This window comes from Streptomyces sp. cg35 (assembly GCF_050410835.1).
Lineage (GTDB): Bacteria > Actinomycetota > Actinomycetes > Streptomycetales > Streptomycetaceae > Streptomyces.
Window position 1 is genome coordinate 3,525,147 of record NZ_CP191268.1, and the last position, 17,614, is coordinate 3,542,760.

Below are 17,614 nucleotides of genomic sequence, written 5' to 3' on the forward strand. Positions count from 1 at the left end.
ATGACCCGATTGGACCCCGGGGTCCGGGACGCGATGGTCGCGTTGAGCGCGGCCGTGAAGAAGGGGCTCGGGGATCCGGTCCTGGCCGAGCTGGTGATGATCCGGGCTTCGCAGATCAACGAGTGCGCGTTCTGTCTGGACATGCACGTCGACATCGCTGTCGAGAAGAACGGGGAGAGCGCGAAGCGGATTGCGCTGCTCAACGCCTGGCGGGAGGCCGGCGAGTTGTACAGCGAGCGGGAGCGGGCGGCGCTCGCGCTGACCGAGGCCGTGACGGTGCTCACCGAGGGGTTCGTGCCCGACGAGGCGTACGAGCTCGCCGCGAAGCAGTTCACCGAGGGGGAGCTCGCCCACCTCATCGGGGCGATCGCTTTGATCAACAGCTGGAACCGGCTGATGGTCAGCAGGCGGATCGAGCCGGGAGGTCCCGCGTGGTGAACGGCGCGACGGCCGACCCCGACCGGTCGCAGGGGCCCGTGAGGCACGCGAGGCCCGTGGACGTCCTGCGGGCGCTGCACCACGACCGTGCTCCCGGCGATCCGTTGGTCCTGCCGGGGCCGTGGGACGCGGCGAGTGCACGGGTCTTCGAGGAGGCCGGGTTCCCGGCTCTGGCGACGCCCAGCGCGGGGGTCGCGGCGTCGCTGGGGTACGAGGACGGGCGGACGCCGGCGGACGAGATGTTCGCGGCCGTGACACGGATCGTGCGGTCGGTGTCGGTGCCGGTGTCGGCGGACATCGAGGGCGGGTACGGGATCGCGCCCAGGGAGCTGGTGGAGCGGTTGCTGGAGACCGGGGCCGTCGGGTGCAACCTCGAGGACTCGGCCTCGGACACGGAGCCCGGCGCCGGACCGGGCAAGGCGCTCAAGGACCCTCGGGAGCAGGCCGCCTGGCTGGCCGAGGTGCGGGCTGCCGCCGGTGACCGGATCGTGCTCAACGCGCGGATCGACACGTTCATGAGGGGCGTCGACGATCCGGTCGGGGAGACGATCGAGCGGGCGCGGTGGTACGTGGCGGCCGGCGCGGACTGTGTGTATCCGATCGGGGCGCCGGTCGAGGCACTGCCTCTTCTGCGGGCCGGGATCGAGGGGCCGGTCAACGTCGGGGCGCCGCCCGGTGGGCCGTCGCTGCGGGAGTGGGGCGAGTCGGGGGCGACGCGGATCACGTTCGGGCCCGGGTTGCAGCGCCGGGCGGCAGCGGCGCTGCGGGAGATCGCGGAGAACCTGGGGTAGCGGACCCGCGGATCCTCCCCCAGCAGCCCCGCTGACCCCGCTGACCCCGCTGTGCTGGGCAGCCGACGGCCCCGCCCAAGACCAGCACCAGCACCAGCACCACTGCCGCTGCCACTGCCGTTGCCACCGCCACCGCCACCACATGACTGTGCCGGGTGCCCCCGTCAGGAAAGACACCCGGCACTGTGGAATCTGCCCGGCTACTTGGGCAGCCACGCCTCCCACGTGCTGCGGTGGCCGTCGATCCACTTCTTCGCCGCTTCGTCCGGCGAGAGCTTCTGTTCGGCGATCAGCAGGGAGACCTCGTTCTGGTCCTCCGTCGTCCAGTGGAAGTTCTTCAGGAAGGCCGCGGCCTTGCCGCCGTCCTTGGCGAAGTCGGCGTTGAGGTACTTCTGCAGCGGGGTCTGCGGGTAGGCGCAGGCGACCTTCTTCGGGTCGGCGTCGCAGCCCTCCTTGTAGGCGGGCAGCTTCACCTCAGTCATCGGGACCTTCTTGAAGAGCCACTGCGGCTGGTACCAGTACGTCAGGAACGGCTTCTTCTGCTTGGCGAACTGCTTGATCTGGGTGATCTGGGCGGCTTCGGAGCCGGAGAAGACGACCTGGTAGTCCAGCTTCAGGTTCTGGACCAGGGCTTTGTCGTTCGTGACGTAGGACGGGGAGCCGTCCAGGAGCTGGCCCTTGCCGCCGCTCTCCGCGGTCTTCAGCTGGTCGGCGTACTTGTTGAGGTTCTTCCAGTTGGTGACGTCGGGGTGCTGCTTGGCGAAGTACGTGGGCACGAACCAGCCGATGTGTCCGGTGACGCCGAGGCCGCCGCCGTTCACGATGGTGTTCTTGTCCTTCACGTAGCGCTGTTCCTGGTCGGGGTGGCCCCAGTCCTCCAGGATCGCGTCGACGCGGCCCTGGCTGAGGGCGTCCCAGGCGGGGACCTCGTCGACCTGGACGGTGTCGACGCGGTAGCCGAGTTCGTGTTCCAGGAGGTACTGGGCGACGGCGACGTTGGCCTGGGCGCCGACCCAGGACTGGACGGAGAGGGTCACCGTCTTGGCGCCCTGGGCGTTGGCGTACGGCGACGCCTGCTTGGTCATGTCGGCGGCGCCGCAGCCGCTGACCGCCAGTAGGGCCGCGGCGACAACCACCCCTGTGGCCATACGGGTTCGCATCACGTCAGGCCCCCTTTCCGGTACGGGTACGGCGTTCCGTCGGCTGGGTCACGCGGTCCAGCATCAGGCCGAGGCAGACGATGGCGGCGCCCGCGACGAGGCCGGTGGCGAGGTCGCCCTGGGCGAGACCGAAGACGACGTCGTAGCCGAGCGCGCCACCGCCGACCAGGCCGCCGATGATGACCACGGCGAGGACCAGGACGACGCCCTGGTTGACGGCGAGGAGCAGCGCCGGGCGGGCGAGCGGGAGTTGGACCTGGCGCAGTTGCTGGCCCGTGGTGGCGCCCATCGAGCGGGACGCCTCCATCGCGGCCGGGTCGACCTGGCGCAGCCCCTGGGCGGTGATGCGGACGACGGCGGGCAGCGCGTAGACGACGGCCGCGGCGGCGGCCGGGGCCCGGCCGACACCGAAGAGGGCGACGACGGGGATCAGGTAGACGAACTGCGGCATCGTCTGGAAGACGTCGAGGACGGGGCGCAGCAGCCGGTCGAGGCGTTCGCTGCGGGCGGCGGCGATACCGATCGCGAAGCCGAGGACCAGGGTGACGGCGACGGCGGCCAGGACCTGGGAGAGGGTGTCCAGGGACGGCTTCCAGACGCCGAGCACGCCGATCGCGGCCATGGCGAGGACGGCGGTCAGGGCGGTGCGCCAGGTGCCGATCAGCCAGGCGAGCGCGGCCACGATCAGGAGCACCGACCACCAGGGCAGCCAGGTCAGGCCGGAGCGCAGCGGGTCGAGGATCCAGGTGGTGAAGTGGCCGGCCCAGTCGGCGGTGCCGCCCACGTAGGGGACGCCGGTGTAGAGGTGGTCGGTCATCCAGTCGACGGCGTCGTTGACGGGGGCGGCGATGTTCACGACCCAGGAGTCGGGCCAGTCGAGGCGGTCGGCGAAGCGGGCGACGAGGGCGACCGCGAGGGTGCCGGCGGCGACGACGCCCCACTGCCAGCGCGCCGGTCGTTCGTCGGAGCCGAGCCGGGCCCCTGCCGCGCCGGTGACGCGGTCGAGGACGACGGCGAGCAGCACGATCGGAATGCCGGCGGCGAGTGCGGCGCCGACGTCGACGGAGGCGAGCGCCTGGTAGACGCGGTCGCCGAGGCCGCCGGCGCCGATGACCGAGGCGATGACGGCCATGGAGAGGGCCATCATGATCGTCTGGTTCAGGCCGAGGAGGAGTTCCCTGCGGGCCAGCGGGAGGCGCGCGGTGAGCAGGCGCTGGCGGGCGGTGGCGCCGAGCGAGGTGACGGCCTCCATGACGCCGCCGTCGGCGGAGCGCAGGCCGAGCGCGGTGAGGCGGGCCATGGGCGGGGCTGCGTAGACGACGGTGGCGAGGACCGCGGCGGGGACGCCGATGCCGAAGACGAGGACGACCGGAAGGAGGTACGCGTACGCCGGGAACACCTGCATGGTGTCGAGGACCGGGCGCAGGGCGCGGTGCATGCGGTCGCTCAGGCCCGCGGCGAGACCGAGGAGCGCGCCGAGGACGACCGAGACGAAGACGGCGACCACCATCAGCGCGAGGGTCTGCACGGTGGGCACCCACATGCCGAGGGCGCCGCAGGCGAGGAAGGCGAGCACGGCGGAGGCGGCGAGGCGCCAGCCCGCGACGCGCCAGGCGATCAGCCCGGCCGCGGCCGTCACTCCGGCCCAGCCGGCGGCGAGCAGCACGAGGTAGACGGCGCGGATGGAGACGACGATCGCGTTGCTGATGTGGCCGAGGAAATAGAGGAACAGCGGGTGGCTGTCGCGGTTGTCGATGATCCAGTCGCTGGCCTTGCCGAGCGGCTCGGAGATGTCGACGGTGAGGGCGTCCGGCCAGGTGCCGCTGGACCAGCGGGCGTTGACGATCGGGACGATCACCGCCGCGGCCACGGCGAGCAGCAGGAGCTTGCCGAGTACGCGGTGGCGGAGCAGGCTTCCCCGACGGGTGGTGTCGCCCTTGGCCGGGGCGACTGTGACGGCAGCTGCCATGTCAGACCGCCTCCTCGCCCTCGGGGCCGGGAGCAGCCGGCGTGGGCCCGCCCTTGCCCTCGGAGCCCGAGGCGGCAGTCGGCGTCGCGGTAGTCGCGCCCTTGTCCCCGGAGCCCGGAACGGCCGACGCGGCCGCACCCGTCCCCTCGGAGCCCGAGGCAGTCGACGCACCCTGCGCCGGTACCGCCGCCGGTGCCGGGGCCGAACCCGTGGCTGCGGCCGAACCCGCGGCCGGGGCCGAACCCGTGACCGCAGCCGATGCCGCTGCCGCTGCCGGGGCCGATCCTGACGAATCCGTATCGGTCGTGCCGGCCGTGCCGGCCGTGCCGGCCGTGCCGGCCGTGCCGGCCGTGCCGGCCGTGCCGGCCACCACGTCGATCAGCCGCTCGTGGTCGACGACCCCGACGCACTGCCCGTCGTCCATGACCCGCACCGCGAACCCGCTGCGCGCGACCGCCTCGATCGCTTCCGACACCGTGGCGTCGGGGGCGATCTCGGGGCCGCGGTCGGCCTCGTCGAGGTCGGCGGGGCGCATGGCGCGGCGGACCGTCATGACCTGTTCGCGGGGTACGTCGCGGACGAACTCGCGGACGTAGTCGTCGGCGGGCGCGCCGACGATCTCCTCGGGGGTGCCGAGCTGCACGATGCGGCCGTCGCGCATGAGGGCGATGCGGTCGCCGAGGCGGAGTGCCTCGTTGAGGTCGTGGGTGATGAAGACCATCGTGCGGCCCTCCTCGCGGTGCAGGCGCACGACCTCCTCCTGCATGTCGCGCCGGATCAGCGGGTCGAGCGCGCTGAACGGCTCGTCGAACAGCAGGACTTCGGGGTCCACGGCGAGGGCGCGGGCGAGGCCCACGCGCTGCTGCTGGCCGCCGGACAGCTGGCCGGGACGGCGCCCCTCAAGGCCCTCCAGGCCCACCTTCGCGACGACCTCCGCGGCCTTCGCCCGGCGCTCGGCGCGTCCGACGCCCTGGATCTCCAGGCCGTAGGCGACGTTGTCGAGGACGGTGCGGTGCGGCAGCAGTCCGAAGTGCTGGAAGACCATGGCGGCGCGGTGGCGGCGCAGTTCGCGCAGCCGGCCCTTGTCCATGGCGCGGACGTCCTCGCCGTCGATGGCGAGCGAGCCGGACGTCGGCTCGATGAGGCGGGTCAGGCAGCGCACCAGCGTGGACTTGCCGGAGCCGGACAGGCCCATCACCACGAAGACCTCGCCGCGTCTGACGTCGAAGGAGACGTCGCGCACGGCGGCGGTGCAGCCGGTGCGGGAGCGCAGTTCGGCGGCGCTCAGGTCGGCCAGTTCCGCGTCGCCCGGGATGCGTTCGGCCTTGGGGCCGAAGACCTTCCACAGGTTGCGGACGGCGAAGACGGTCTCGGCGGCTCCCGCGCTCGCGTCCGGAGCGGGGTCCTTCACCACAGTCTGCGTACTCATCACGCATCACCACCCAGCAGCTCGGCGCACTTCTCCCCGACCATGAGCACCCCGATCATCGGGTTCACCGCGGGCATCGTCGGGAAGACGGACGCGTCGGCGATTCGGATGGCTTGCAGCCCGCGGACCCTCAACTCGGGGTCGACCACCGCGAGTTCATCATTCTTGGCGCCCATGCGACAGGTGCCGGCAGGGTGGTAGACGGTGTGGGCGACCTTGCGGGCGTACTCGCTGAGCTCCTCGTCACCGGTGACGTCGGGTCCCGGGCACACCTCGCGCTTGAGCCAGCCGGCCAGCGGCTGCGTCTTCGCGATCTCGCGGGCGATACGGATGCCGTCGACGAGGGTCTGCCCGTCGTAGTCGTCCTCGTCGGTGAAGTAGCGGAAGTCGAGGGCGGGCTTGTCCTCGGGGTTCGCGCTGGTCAGGTACAACCGCCCACGGCTCTTCGGCTTGGGGATGTTCGGCGTCATGGACACCCCGTGCTCGGGCTTCTCGTAGCCGAGCCGCTCCGGGTTGTCGGTGAACGGGATTTGGTAGAAGTGGAACATCAGGTCCGGGCCGGCGGCCTCGGGGTCGCGCTGGATGAACAGGCCCGCGTCGCTGTCCATGGCGCTGTTGTCGGGGATCGGGCCGTCCGTCTCCCAGACGATGACCGACTCCGGGTGGTCGAGGAGGTTCTCGCCGACGCCGGGCAGGTCGTGCAGGACGGGGATGCCGAGCTTCTCCAGGTCGGCCTTGGGGCCGATGCCGGAGTGCAGGAGCAGGCGGGGCGTGTCCACGGCGCCCGCGCACACGACGACCTCGCGCCGCGCGGATATCAGCCGTTCGGCGCCGTCCTTGCCGCGCACGTGCACGCCGCGCGCCCGCACGCCGTCCACGAACTCCAGCTTGTGCGCCCACGTCTCCAGCAGCAGCGTGAGGTTGGGGCGGTCGCCCGCCTCCATGTGCGGGTGCAGGTACGCGACCGAGGCGGAGGACCGCTTGTTGTTCTCGGGGTGGTAGGCGAGGTCGAAGAAGCCGACGCCGTCCTTGAAGGGGCCCTTGTTGAAGCCCTCGACACGCGGCACGCCGGTCGCGGCCTGCGCGGACTCGACGAAGTCGCGGGCGATGGCGTTGCGGTCCTTCTCGTCGACGGCGACGACGTTGTTGCGCAGCTTGGCGAAGTAGGGGTCCATCGCCTTGTGGTCCCAGCCCTCGGCGCCGGCCGCGGCCCACTCGTCCCAGTCGCCGGGCAGCGGCTTGAACGAGATGAGGGTGTTGTGCGACGAGCAGCCGCCGAGCACCTTGGCGCGGCTGTGCAGGATGTGCGAGTTGCCGCGCGGCTGCTCGGTGGTGGTGTAGCCGTAGTCGAGGTCGCCGCCGAGCAGGCCGAGCCAGCGGCGCAGCGTCAGCACGTCGTCGCGGTCGATGTCGCTGGGACCGCCCTCGATGACGGCGACGGTGACGTCCGGGTTCTCGGTGAGCCGGGAGGCGATCACCGATCCGGCCGTGCCGCCGCCGACCACTACGTAGTCGTACGTGTTCTCGGGCTGTTCGGGATTCTCAGGCATGCGTCAACTCCAAGGCGAGGCAAGGTACTTCGCGTAATGGGAGGTACGGAGAGAGGTACAGAGATACGGATACGGGCGCGGTACGGATACGGGCGCGGTACGGGTACGAGTACGGCCGCGGTACCGGGTTATGGGCGAGGCGGGGCCGGGCGCCGTGGGACGGCGCCCGGCGGGGGCGCTCAGCCCGCGAACCACCGCACCGGCTTCGGCGCCAGGTTCTGGTAGACGTGCTTGGTCTCGCGGTACTCGGCGAGTCCGGCGGGGCCCAACTCCCGTCCCACGCCGCTCTTTCCGAAGCCGCCCCACTCGGCCTGCGGCAGGTAGGGGTGGAAGTCGTTGATCCAGATCGTGCCGTGGCGCAGGCGTGCGGCGATCCGGCGGGCACGGCCCGCGTCGGTGGTCCACACGGCGCCCGCGAGGCCGTACTCGGTGTCGTTGGCGAGGGCGACGGCCTCGTCCTCGGTGCGGAACGTCTCGACGGTGAGGATCGGCCCGAAGGTCTCCTCGCGCACGACCCGCATCTCGCGGTGGCACTGGTCGAGGACGGTCGGCTCGTAGAACCAGCCGGTGGCGGGGCGTACGTCGCTGGCCTCGGGGCGCTTGCCGCCGCAGCGCAGCACGGCTCCCTCGGCGAGGGCGGAGGCGACGTAGGACTCGGTCTTGTCGCGCTGCTGCTCGCTGACGAGCGGGCCGCACTCGACGCCGTTCTCGGTGCCGCGGCCGAGGCGGATCTTCTCGGCGCGGCGGGCGAGTTCAGCGACGAAGCGTTCGCGCACGGACTCCTCGATGATGAGGCGGGAGCCGGCGGAGCAGACCTGGCCGCTGTGGATGAACGCGGCGTTGAGGGCCTGGTCGACGGCCGTGTCGAAGCCGTCCTCGGTCTCGCAGGCGTCGGCGAAGACGACGTTCGGGTTCTTGCCGCCGAGTTCGAGGGCGACCTTCTTGACGTCCGCGGCGGCGGCCTGGGCGACCTTGGTGCCGCTGACCAGGCCGCCGGTGAAGGAGACGAGGTCGACGTCGGGGTGGTCGGCGAGGCGGGCGCCGACCGAGGCGCCGGGGCCGGTCACGATGTTGGCGACGCCGGCGGGCAGTCCGGCCTCCACCAGCAGTTCGACGAGCACGACCGTGGTCAGCGGGGTGATCTCGCTCGGCTTGATGACGAAGGTGTTGCCCGCGGCGAGGGCCGGGGCGATCTTCCAGCTGGCCTGGAGCAGCGGGTAGTTCCAGGGCGTGATCATCGAGCAGACGCCGACGGGCTCGTGCACGACGACGCTGTGGATCTCGTCGGAGCCCGCGTCGACGACGCGTCCGGCGCCTTCCCCGATGACGAGGTCGGCGAAGTAGCGGAAGGCGTCGGCGACACAGTCGACGTCGACGCGGCCCTCCTCGACGGTCTTTCCGGCGTCCCGGCTCTCCAGGAGGCCGATCTTCTCCCGGTCGCGGACGAGGAGGTCGGCGACGCGGCGCAGCAGCGCGGCACGCTCGGCGACGGGCGTCGTCGGCCAGGGGCCCTCGTCGAAGGCGCGGCGGGCGGCGGCTATCGCGGCGTCCGCGTCGTCGGCGCCGCCTTCGGCGATCACGGCGAACGGCTTGGCATCCGCGGGGTCGAGGATCTCGCGGGTGGCTCCCGAGGCGGCTGCGCGCCACTCTCCGCCGACATGGATGGTGTGTTGTGCTGACACGTCCTGCTTGCCTTCCGTTCCGGATCTTTCCCCCGAGCACCGCAGATGCCTCTCGGCGATCTCTGCCGTGATGTCGGGTGCCCCTGCCCTGGGGTGCGGAAAGCATGCGCGTTCCGTGGCCGAAAGTGCGCTGCGTCACCGTATGCGCCGGGGAAAGGACCGAAACGCGCCCCGAGGAGCGTTCTGTCCTCGGGAGGCTTCCGGGGCTGGTTCCGGGGGCCGCGGGATCCGGTCCGCGGGATCCGGACCGCGGGATCCGGACCGCGGGATCCGCTCAGCCCCGCTGGGCCCCCGCCACCCCGGGGTCCCAGCCCCGCTCCAGGATGTCGAACGCGGCGTCGACGGCCTCGGCCCCGTCTCCGAGGCGGACCGCCTGGAGAGCGAAGGCGGCGAGCGCCTCGCATGCCGGGTCGCCCTCGGGCGCGCCGATGTCCTCGGCGATGGCGCGGGCCAGCGCGGTGCGGTGGCGCAGCCACATCCGCTCGGCGTACTCGCGCAGCGCCTTTGTGCCGTCGATCAGTTCACGGAAGCGCACCGCCCCGTCGTCCGTGGGGTCGAAGTCCCGTGCGCCGCGCGCGTGTTCACGCAGCGCGCGCAGGATCGTCACCCCGTCGGGCCGGTCACGGACGGCCGAGACCAGGGCCTGCTCCTGGTCCTCGTCCCGGTCGAAGACGAGGGCCTCCTTGCCGGAGAAGTGCTTGAACAGCGTGGTCGTCGACACGTCGGCGGCCTCGGCCACGTCCCGGATCCCGACCTTGTCGTAGCCGTGCTCCAGGAAGAGCCGCAGGGCCGCGTCCGCCAGCGCCTGTCGCGTGGCGGCCTTCTTGCGCTCACGCCGGCCGAGCGGTTCCGGGGAAGCGGCCGGGGCGTGCGACGGCGGCGGGGGGTGCGAGGTCATGACCACACTCTACCGCCATGGGTGACCCGTGCAAAAAGTTGATCCGTTGCACTTATTGTACGGTTGTGCTTTTCTCGGGGTATGACTGACGCGAAAGAAACGGACCTGACTGGTTCAGGAGCCACAGAAACCACAAGAACCGCAGAAACAACAAAACCCGCACGAGCCGCAGGAGCCGCAGGAGCCGCAGGAGCCAAGAGAAGCGCGGGGTCCGCGGGCCGGATCCGCTGGACCATGCTCGGCGTGATGCTGGCGATGCTGCTGTCGATGCTGGACAACAACATCGTCGGGACCTCGATGCCGACGATCGTCCGGGACCTCGGCGGCACGGAGCACCTGTCGTGGGTGGTGATCGCGTACACGCTCGCCACCGCCGTCTCGACCCCCGTCTGGGGAAAGCTCGGCGATCTCTACGGCCGCAAGCGCGTCTTCCTCGTCTCGATCGGCGTCTTCCTGGCGGGCTCCGTGCTGTCGGGCGCCGCGCGGACGATGGGCGAGCTGATCGGCTTCCGGGTGCTGCAGGGCCTGGGCGCGGGGGGCCTCGGCGGACTCGCGTTCGCGCTGATCGCCTCCCTCGTGCCGCCCCGCGAGCGTGGCCGCTACCAGGGCATGAGCGCGTCGGTGATGGCACTCGGCACCATCGGCGGGCCGCTCGTCGGCGGCTTCGTCACCGGGCACGTGGGCTGGCGCTGGGCGTTCTACCTGAACCTGCCGCTCGGGGTGCTGGCCCTGGTGTGGTGTGCGGTGATGCTCGCCCCGGACGGGGCGCGGACCGCCGGACGGGTCCGCGTCGACTGGCCCGGCATCTCCTTGATGACCGTCACGATCAGCGCCCTGGTGCTCGCCACGACCTGGGGCGGGTCCCAGTACGCGTGGACCTCGGCCCAGATCGTCGGGCTGCTCGCGGTCACCGTCCTCGGTCTCGCCGGATTCGTCGTGTCCCAGCGCCGCGCGGCCGAACCCCTGATCCCCCTGCGGGTGTTCGCGCACCGCAACTTCCCGCTCGCCTCGGTGTTGATCGGCGCGGTGGGCGCGGTGATGTTCGGGGCGTCGCTGTATCTGCCGCTGTTCCAGCAGACGGTGCAGGGCGCGACGGCGACGAGTTCGGGACTGCTCCTGCTGCCGCTGATGGCACCGGTCGTGGTGGTCACACAGATCGCGGGCCGGGTGATGTCGCGTACCGGCCGCTACAAGATCTTCCCGGTGCTGGGCGGGGTGTTCCTGACGGCCGGCACGGCTCTGCTCGCCACGATGGACGCGGACACGTCCGGCGCCATGACGTCTTTCTTCATGGTGCTCACCGGCATCGGCCTCGGCTTCTTCATGCAGATGACGACGACGATCGCGCAGAACAGCGTGGAGATGAGGGACCTGGGCGTCGCCTCGTCGAGCGTCAACCTCTTCCGTACGGTCGGCGCCTCGGTCGGCCTCGCGGTGTTCGGCTCGCTCTTCAACCGGGCCACTCCGCACGGCACTTCGGCGCACGCGGTGACCGAGGGGACGCAGCAGGTCTTCCTGGTCGCGGCCGTCGTCAGTGTGCTCGCCCTGCTGGCCGCGGTGGCCGTGAAGGAGGTCCCGCTGCGCGGCAAACCGGCGGCGGGGCCGTCGAAGCCGGATCAAGGCCCGCCGCATCCGGTCCAGGAGGCCTCGAAGGCGGCCTCGACCCCCTCCGAGACGGCGCAGAACCCGTCGGACAAGGCGGCTCAGGATCCTTCGGAGTCCGCTCAGGACCCGTCGGAGTCCGCTCAGGGCCTGTCGGTGTCCGGCAGCCAGTCGCGCGCCGGGTCGTAGTCGAGCCAGCGCCGCTCCCCCGCCAACTGGCCGCAGGCGCGCAGCAGTTCGGCGATCCCCGGGTGCTCGCGGCCGGCGGGCCACACCAGCGACCAGGCGTACAGCGGGGTCGGGTCGACGAGCGGCACCACCCGCAGGCCCGGGTCGTCCGGCAGCGGGACATCGGCCGGGAACAGCGTGAACTGCCCCGGCTCCTCGCGCAGATGGGCGAGGAAGGACTCCAGGCCGAGGTTCGGCCCGCCCTCCCGCGCCGCGATGCCGAAGCGGTCCGCGAACCGCGTCAGGAAGTCCAGCCGCACCGTCTCGGCCGGGTACCGCAGCACGGAGTCGCGCAGGTCGGCCGGGCGCAGCGCGTCGGCACCGGCCAGCGGATGCCGGGCGCTGAGCACCGCGTCGACCGGTTCGAGCCGGACCAGGCGGCGCACCAGCGCCGCGTCCCCGTCGGGCAGCGCGTGCACCCGCCCGAACCCGGCGTCGCAGCCGCCGCGGTCCGCCCGCACCATGGCGTCCACCACGGCCGGGTAGTCGCGGCCGGCACCGGGTTCGACGGCGAGTCCGGGCGCGGCCTCGATCATGGCGGCGACGGTCCGCATCGGCGCGTACAGGTGCCCCCATACGTCGATGCGCAGCGGCCTCGGCGGCGTGCCGCGCACCGCGTCGACGGCGGCCCGCCCCGCGTCGAGGACCTGCCGGGCGGGCTCCAGGAACCGCGCCCCGTCCCCGGTCGGCTCGACCCCGCGCGCCCCGCGCTCGAAGAGCCGCACGCCGAGCGTCGACTCCAGCCGGGCGACCCGCTTGGACAGGGCCTGCTGGGTGATGCCGAGCCGGGCCGCGGCCCGCCCGAAGTGCCGCTCGTCGGCGACGGCGGCGAACGCGCGGACCTGTGCGAGGTCGAGATCGACGTCCCGGTCGTCGGGGCCGGCGGCGGATTCCATGCGGCCACCCTAGGGAACAACCGTCGGTTGTCGTACCCGGTGGCCAGTTGTTGGACCCCGGTGCCCCGGGCCCGGTGGACTGCGGGGCATGAGAGCTTACGTACCCACGGGCAAGGCCCACGCCGGACAGCCGCACGTCGTTCTCGCCGAGCTGCCGCAGCCCCGGCTCCGTCCCGACGAGGCGTTGATCAAGGTCGAGGCGTACTCGGTGAACCGGGGCGAGACGTTCAAGCTGGAGGAGCCCGGGGCGAGTTGGCGGCCGGGCAAGGACGTCGCAGGCCTGGTCGTGCAGCAGGCCGCGGACGGCAGCGGGCCCGAGGCGGGGCGCCGCGTCGTCGGCCATCCGATGGGCGCGGGCTGGGCCGAGTACGCGGCGGTGCCGACGTCCGCGCTCGCCGAACTGCCCGACGCCGTCACCACGGCGCAGGCCGCCGCGCTGCCCCTCGCCGGGCTCACCGCGCTGCGGCTGCTGCGCGCCGCGGGCCCGGTCGGCGGGCGCCACGTCCTGCTGACCGGCGCATCGGGCGGGGTGGGCCACTACGTCACCGAGCTGGCGGCCGCCGCGGGCGCGTACCTCACGGCGGTGACCGCCTCACCCGAACGCGGCGCACGGCTACGGGAGTTGGGTGCGCACGAGGTCGTGCACGACGTGACCGAGGCGGCCGGCCCCTACGATCTGGTCCTCGAATCGACGGGCGGCCCGACGCTCCCGGCGGCCCTGTCCCGGCTCCGTCGCGGCGGGACGCTCATCTGGTTCGGCCAGGCCGGCCGCACCCCGGTCACGCTGGACTTCTTCGACTTCTTCCGGGGCCCGGAGTCGGCGTCGCTGCGCCACTTCCACTACATGGACTTCCCCGAGTCCTACGCCGACGACCTCGCCGCGCTCGTCCGGCTCGTCGCCGCCGGGCGGCTGCATCCGGAACTGGGCCGGGTCACGGACTGGGCGGACACCGCCACGACGCTCGTCGACCTGCGCGAGCGCCGCATCCGCGGCAACGCCGTGCTGACCGTTTCCTGAACCCGCGAGGAGAGTCACCATGCCGACGACACCCCCGACCAGTTCCTTCTTCGAACTCCCGGGCATCCTGGCGGACTTCATCGGTCAGAACCGCTCACGCGCGTACGGCGCGGGCCTGGACCCGTTCGCGTACGAGCGTGTGACGAGCGCGCTCGACGACCTGCGGGACTGGCCGGCCGCCTTCGTCCGTGCGGCGGGCGACCACCTGACCGCCGGCGAGCGGCACGAGGCGCGGGGCGCGGACCGTTCCGCCGCCGAGGCGTACCGCCGGGCCGCCCGCTGGTTCCACTGCGCCGTGCTGCTCCCCCACCCCGACCGCGGCCTGGCCGCCCACGCCGCCGCGCGGGCCGACGCGGCGATGGGCCGCGCGCTCGCCCTCCTCGAACCCGACGCCGTACGCGTCGAGGACGCCCCGTACGCGGGCTGGCTGCGCGGCGCCGCAGGCGGGAGGAAAAGCGTGGTCGTCGTGGTCCCGGGCCTCGACTCGTCCAAGGAGGAGTTCCACGACGTGACCGAGGCGCTGCTCGCGCGCGGCACCGCCGTGTTCACGATGGACGGCCCCGGCCAGGGCGTTCGGGCGGCGACGAGCACGGTCACCGCGGACTACGAGCAGGTCATGGGCCGGGTCGTCGACGCGCTGCACGAACGCCTCGGCCCGGTCCCGGTCGGTGTCGTCGGGCTCAGCCTCGGCGGGTACTACGCGGCGTGGAGCACGGCCCACGAACCGCGGATCCGTGCGGCGGCCACGGTCAGCGGGCCGTACCGGATCACCGGCTGGGACGACACGGTGCCGTTCGTCCGGGAGACGCTGACCCAGCGGGCCGGATCGGCGGACGCCGCACGGGAGTTCCTCGCCCGCGTCGACCTGCGCGGCACGGCCGGACGCATCACGGTGCCGCTGCTCGTCGTCGACGGGGCGGACGACAGGATCCCGGGGGTGGAGAACGGGGCCCGGCTCGCCGCCGAAGCCCCGTACGGCACCTACGATCTGGTGCCCGGCGGCGACCATCTCCTCGGCAATGTGCGGGACCGGTGGCTGCCGCGGCTGGCCGACCGGCTCACGGCGGAACTCACGCGGTAGCGGTGGCGGCCGCGTCCTTGGCGAGCCGCACCGCCGTGTACAGGGACAGGGCCGGTTCGGCCTGGCGCAACGCCTTGATCGCCTGGACGGAGTCGGCGGGGCCGGTGTGGCCCGCCGCCGCGAGCCGCTCGCGCACCCAGCGACCGCGCACCTCGGCCTCGCTCATGCCGGCCGCCTCGGCGATCAGGGCGGCGGCCCGCTCCAGGCCGGGCCGTTCGGCGTCCGACGCCGAGGCGAGCGCCTCCTGCACGGCGTCGGCGACGCGGTCGGCGTCCCGCAGGACGAGGACGTTCAGCTCACGCTTGGCCTTGATGATCATCCCTCCATGGTGCGGCACTACTCCCCTTCCGGGCGGGGGAGTTGAGCATTCTCAGAGGTGGGCGCGGTACGCAGCATCTGGTCGCGCACGCATCCTCGCAGCCAGGCGTGCGCCGGATCCGCGTCGTGCCGCGGATGCCAGGCCAGGCTCAGCGCCAGCGGGGGAAGCTCCAGCGGGATCGGGAAGGTGACCAGGCCGAGCGCGTCGGTCATCGGCAGGCACCACGAGCCGACCAGCCCCACCAGATCCGTGTCGCGCAGGAAGAAAAGCGACGCGGGGAACGTGCTGACGCTGCCCACCACCTTTCTGCGCAGGCCGAGTTCGGCCAGCGCGTCGTCGACCGGGCCGTGCAGCTTGCCGCGTCGCGACACGATGAGGTGCTCGGCCTCCTGCGCGAACCGGCGAGGCGTCATCTCCCCCTCCAGCAGGGGGTGTCCGGCGCGCACCGCGGCCAGCATCCGGTCCGTGGACATCGGCTCCACGCGCACCTCGGGCGCGGTCGTGTCGATGACACCGACCTCCAGATCGGCCGTGCCCTCGCGCAGCACCGGCGCGTCCACATGGCTCTCGCCGAGGAACCGGAGGCGGATGCCGGGCGCCTCGGCGGCGGCCCGGGAGAGCAGCGGCGGGCCGAGCAGCGCGGCCAGCGAATCGTGCCCGTGCACCGTGAACGTACGCGTCAGGGAGCGCAGGTCCTCGTCGCCGCGCGCCGCGAACAGCGCTCGCGCCCGCTCGACGACCGCCCCGACCTCGGCCCGTACCGACAGCGCGTACGGCGTCGGCACCATCTGCCGCCCGGCGCGCACCAGCAGCGGGTCGCCGAGCGCCTTGCGGGCCCGGCCCAGGGTGCGGCTCATCGCGGGTTCGGACAGGTGGAGGCGGAGCGCGGCGCCGCGCACGCTCTGCTCCTCCAGCAGCACGTCGAGGGCGACCAGGAGATTCAGGTCGAGCCCGGCCGTCACGGACGGCGTCGCCGCAGGTCCCGTAACGGATTGCGCCATACACAATCATCCCCTGCACACATTGCACTGGAAAGCAGACCAGATCCGACCCTACGTTGGACGGGCATCCCCCACCACCACGTGAAGCTCCCGGGAGGAGCCATGCCCACGCCTGCCCCGACGACGTCCCCGCCCCTGTCCCACGCCGCCGGGACACCCCGCCTGGGACGCCTGACCCTGCTCACGGTCTGCGCCTGCGTACTGGTCGCGCAGAGTATGGTCGCGGCGATCAACCTGCTGATCCCGCAGCTGAGTTCGTCGTCCCTGCATCCCTCGTCGAGCCAGATCCTGTGGACGGTCGACGCGTACGTCATCGCGTTCGCGGGCCTGCTGATACCGGCGGGCGCCGCCGCCGACCGCTACGGCCGCAAGGGCGCGCTCCTGACCGGGCTCGCCCTGTTCGCCGCGGGCGCCGCCACCAGCGCGCTCGCCACGGCGCCCGGCGTCCTCATCGCGGGCCGCGCGGTCTGCGGCACCGGCGCCGCGCTGATCACCCCGGCGACCGTGTCGATCCTGGTCCACCTGGCCGGGGGTCCGACGCGCCGCGCCCAGGCGATGGCCGCGTGGACGCTGGCGATGGGGATCGGCGGCGCGTTCGGCAACCTGGGCGGCGGCCTCGCGGGCCAGTTCCTCAGCTGGCGGGCCCTGTTCTGGGGGATGGTGCCGCTGGCGGCGCTGCTCGCCGTGGCCGTCGCCCGGGCCGTCCCGCGCACCCCGCGCGTGGACCGCGGCAACCCGGACCCGCTCGGCACGCTCCTCGTCACGGCGGCCCTGGTCGCGATCCTCTTCGGCATCATCGAGGGCCCGACGTACGGCTGGGGCTCGCCCCGCATCCTCGTCGCGTTCGCGCTCGGCGCGCTGCTCGCGGCGGCCTTCACCCGGCACGCCCTGCGCTCCCCCGCGCCCCTCTTCGACCCGCGGGTGTTCCGCTCCCCGCGGCTGCGGGCGGCGACGCTCGGCACGGCGGTGGGCTTCTTCGGCCTGTTCGCCCTGTTCTTCGTCAACTCCCAGTATCTGCAGGGCATCAAGGGCTACGGTCCCGCGCTCACCGGCATCGCGATCATGCCGGTGACCGTGGGCATGGCGCTGGCCCCGAAGCTCGCCGCGCGCCGGCAGGCGACGCCCCGCCCGGTGGTGACGACGGGCCTCGCACTGATCGGCCTCGGCCTGCTCGGCGCCGCCACGGCCGGCCCGCACACCCCGTACGGCGTCTACGTGGTGTGGCTCCTGGTCATCTCCTTCGGCACGGGCACCTGTATGCCGGCCCTGACCCTCGGCGTCCTGACCTCGCTCCCCGCCCACCAGGCGGGCCTGGGCTCGGGCCTCGGCACGGCCTCGCGCGAGCTCGGCGCGGCGCTCGGCGTCGCCGTCACCGGGACGGTGCTGGCCGGCGCCGGGCGGGACTTCTCCTCGGGCATGTCCGTGGCACTGGCCGTCGTGGGCTCGGTGACGCTGCTCGCCACGGTGGCGGTGGCCCTGGGCTACCGGGACCGCGCCTGAGCGCCGTAGCGGATCCGGTTTCCGGGCGACAGGGGCGCGGGGAACTGCGCGA

The 17,614-nt window shown here is 72.7% G+C and carries 14 protein-coding genes and 1 pseudogene; 6 read left to right on the forward strand and 9 right to left on the reverse strand.

Annotated elements, in window-relative coordinates:
• Together ACQUQD_RS16065 and ACQUQD_RS16070 are read left to right on the forward strand one after the other, a co-directional pair.
• On the forward strand, positions 1-438 hold the full coding sequence (locus ACQUQD_RS16065) for a carboxymuconolactone decarboxylase family protein (protein ID WP_428952759.1): 438 nt from the start codon (positions 1-3) through the stop codon (positions 436-438).
• 38 nt (positions 439-476) lie between these two features.
• On the forward strand, positions 477-1,229 hold the full coding sequence (locus ACQUQD_RS16070; protein WP_428952760.1) for an isocitrate lyase/PEP mutase family protein: 753 nt from the start codon (positions 477-479) through the stop codon (positions 1,227-1,229).
• A 200-nt stretch (positions 1,230-1,429) separates the two neighbouring features.
• Here ACQUQD_RS16070 and ACQUQD_RS16075 read toward each other — a convergent pair whose 3' ends face one another.
• The 6 genes and pseudogenes from ACQUQD_RS16075 to ACQUQD_RS16100 form a co-directional block, all read right to left on the reverse strand.
• Positions 1,430-2,389, reverse strand: a complete 960-nt coding sequence (locus ACQUQD_RS16075) for an ABC transporter substrate-binding protein (protein ID WP_428957578.1) — start codon at positions 2,387-2,389, stop codon at positions 1,430-1,432.
• Positions 2,390-2,393: 4 nt separating this feature from the next.
• Positions 2,394-4,358, reverse strand: coding sequence for an ABC transporter permease (locus ACQUQD_RS16080; protein ID WP_428952761.1), 1,965 nt, complete (start codon positions 4,356-4,358; stop codon positions 2,394-2,396).
• 357 nt (positions 4,359-4,715) lie between these two features.
• A pseudogene (locus ACQUQD_RS16085) lies at positions 4,716-5,787 on the reverse strand (quaternary amine ABC transporter ATP-binding protein); the annotation flags it as partial.
• On the reverse strand, positions 5,787-7,337 hold the full coding sequence (locus tag ACQUQD_RS16090; RefSeq protein WP_428952762.1) for a GMC family oxidoreductase: 1,551 nt from the start codon (positions 7,335-7,337) through the stop codon (positions 5,787-5,789). The gene ACQUQD_RS16090 and the pseudogene ACQUQD_RS16085, both read right to left, overlap by 1 nt.
• A gap of 179 nt (positions 7,338-7,516) precedes the next feature.
• Entirely contained in the window at positions 7,517-9,019 is a 1,503-nt protein-coding gene (locus ACQUQD_RS16095; protein ID WP_428952763.1) for an aldehyde dehydrogenase family protein, read from the reverse strand.
• 274 nt (positions 9,020-9,293) lie between these two features.
• Entirely contained in the window at positions 9,294-9,917 is a 624-nt protein-coding gene (locus tag ACQUQD_RS16100) for a TetR/AcrR family transcriptional regulator (protein ID WP_428952764.1), read from the reverse strand.
• Between the two features lie 234 nt (positions 9,918-10,151).
• Here ACQUQD_RS16100 and ACQUQD_RS16105 point away from each other — a divergent pair, with 234 nt between their 5' ends.
• A complete protein-coding gene (locus tag ACQUQD_RS16105; protein ID WP_428952765.1) occupies positions 10,152-11,708 on the forward strand; it encodes an MDR family MFS transporter in 1,557 nt (518 codons plus the stop codon).
• Here ACQUQD_RS16105 and ACQUQD_RS16110 read toward each other — a convergent pair.
• On the reverse strand, positions 11,663-12,643 hold the full coding sequence (locus tag ACQUQD_RS16110; protein ID WP_428952766.1) for a LysR family transcriptional regulator: 981 nt from the start codon (positions 12,641-12,643) through the stop codon (positions 11,663-11,665). The genes ACQUQD_RS16105 and ACQUQD_RS16110 overlap by 46 nt on opposite strands.
• Before the next feature lie 88 nt (positions 12,644-12,731).
• Between ACQUQD_RS16110 and ACQUQD_RS16115 the strand changes: the two genes are divergently transcribed.
• Both ACQUQD_RS16115 and ACQUQD_RS16120 read left to right on the forward strand, forming a co-directional pair.
• Complete coding sequence (locus ACQUQD_RS16115) at positions 12,732-13,661, forward strand: zinc-binding dehydrogenase (protein ID WP_428952767.1); 930 nt, start codon at positions 12,732-12,734, stop codon at positions 13,659-13,661.
• Positions 13,662-13,680: 19 nt separating this feature from the next.
• Positions 13,681-14,742: an alpha/beta hydrolase family protein gene (locus ACQUQD_RS16120; RefSeq protein WP_428952768.1), complete on the forward strand. Its 1,062-nt coding sequence runs from the start codon at positions 13,681-13,683 to the stop codon at positions 14,740-14,742.
• Here the strand turns inward: ACQUQD_RS16120 and ACQUQD_RS16125 are convergent.
• Both ACQUQD_RS16125 and ACQUQD_RS16130 read right to left on the reverse strand, forming a co-directional pair.
• Positions 14,732-15,061, reverse strand: a complete 330-nt coding sequence (locus ACQUQD_RS16125) for a hypothetical protein (RefSeq protein WP_428952769.1) — start codon at positions 15,059-15,061, stop codon at positions 14,732-14,734. The genes ACQUQD_RS16120 and ACQUQD_RS16125 overlap by 11 nt on opposite strands.
• Positions 15,062-15,078: 17 nt before the next feature.
• On the reverse strand, positions 15,079-16,062 hold the full coding sequence (locus ACQUQD_RS16130; RefSeq protein ID WP_428952770.1) for a LysR family transcriptional regulator: 984 nt from the start codon (positions 16,060-16,062) through the stop codon (positions 15,079-15,081).
• A 102-nt stretch (positions 16,063-16,164) separates the two neighbouring features.
• Between ACQUQD_RS16130 and ACQUQD_RS16135 the strand changes: the two genes are divergently transcribed.
• Entirely contained in the window at positions 16,165-17,562 is a 1,398-nt protein-coding gene (locus ACQUQD_RS16135; RefSeq protein ID WP_428952771.1) for an MFS transporter, read from the forward strand.
• Positions 17,563-17,614: the final 52 nt, after the last annotated feature.

Coding starts and splice junctions, on each gene's coding strand:
- ACQUQD_RS16065 (WP_428952759.1), top strand. CDS start 1: ATGACCCGATTGGACCCCGGGGTCCGGGACGCGATGGTCGCGTTGAGC.
- ACQUQD_RS16075 (WP_428957578.1), bottom strand. CDS start 2,389: ATGCGAACCCGTATGGCCACAGGGGTGGTTGTCGCCGCGGCCCTACTG.
- ACQUQD_RS16080 (WP_428952761.1), bottom strand. CDS start 4,358: ATGGCAGCTGCCGTCACAGTCGCCCCGGCCAAGGGCGACACCACCCGT.
- ACQUQD_RS16090 (WP_428952762.1), bottom strand. CDS start 7,337: ATGCCTGAGAATCCCGAACAGCCCGAGAACACGTACGACTACGTAGTG.
- ACQUQD_RS16100 (WP_428952764.1), bottom strand. CDS start 9,917: ATGACCTCGCACCCCCCGCCGCCGTCGCACGCCCCGGCCGCTTCCCCG.
- ACQUQD_RS16105 (WP_428952765.1), top strand. CDS start 10,152: ATGCTCGGCGTGATGCTGGCGATGCTGCTGTCGATGCTGGACAACAAC.
- ACQUQD_RS16110 (WP_428952766.1), bottom strand. CDS start 12,643: ATGGAATCCGCCGCCGGCCCCGACGACCGGGACGTCGATCTCGACCTC.
- ACQUQD_RS16115 (WP_428952767.1), top strand. CDS start 12,732: ATGAGAGCTTACGTACCCACGGGCAAGGCCCACGCCGGACAGCCGCAC.
- ACQUQD_RS16120 (WP_428952768.1), top strand. CDS start 13,681: ATGCCGACGACACCCCCGACCAGTTCCTTCTTCGAACTCCCGGGCATC.
- ACQUQD_RS16125 (WP_428952769.1), bottom strand. CDS start 15,061: ATGATCATCAAGGCCAAGCGTGAGCTGAACGTCCTCGTCCTGCGGGAC.
- ACQUQD_RS16130 (WP_428952770.1), bottom strand. CDS start 16,062: ATGGCGCAATCCGTTACGGGACCTGCGGCGACGCCGTCCGTGACGGCC.
- ACQUQD_RS16135 (WP_428952771.1), top strand. CDS start 16,165: ATGCCCACGCCTGCCCCGACGACGTCCCCGCCCCTGTCCCACGCCGCC.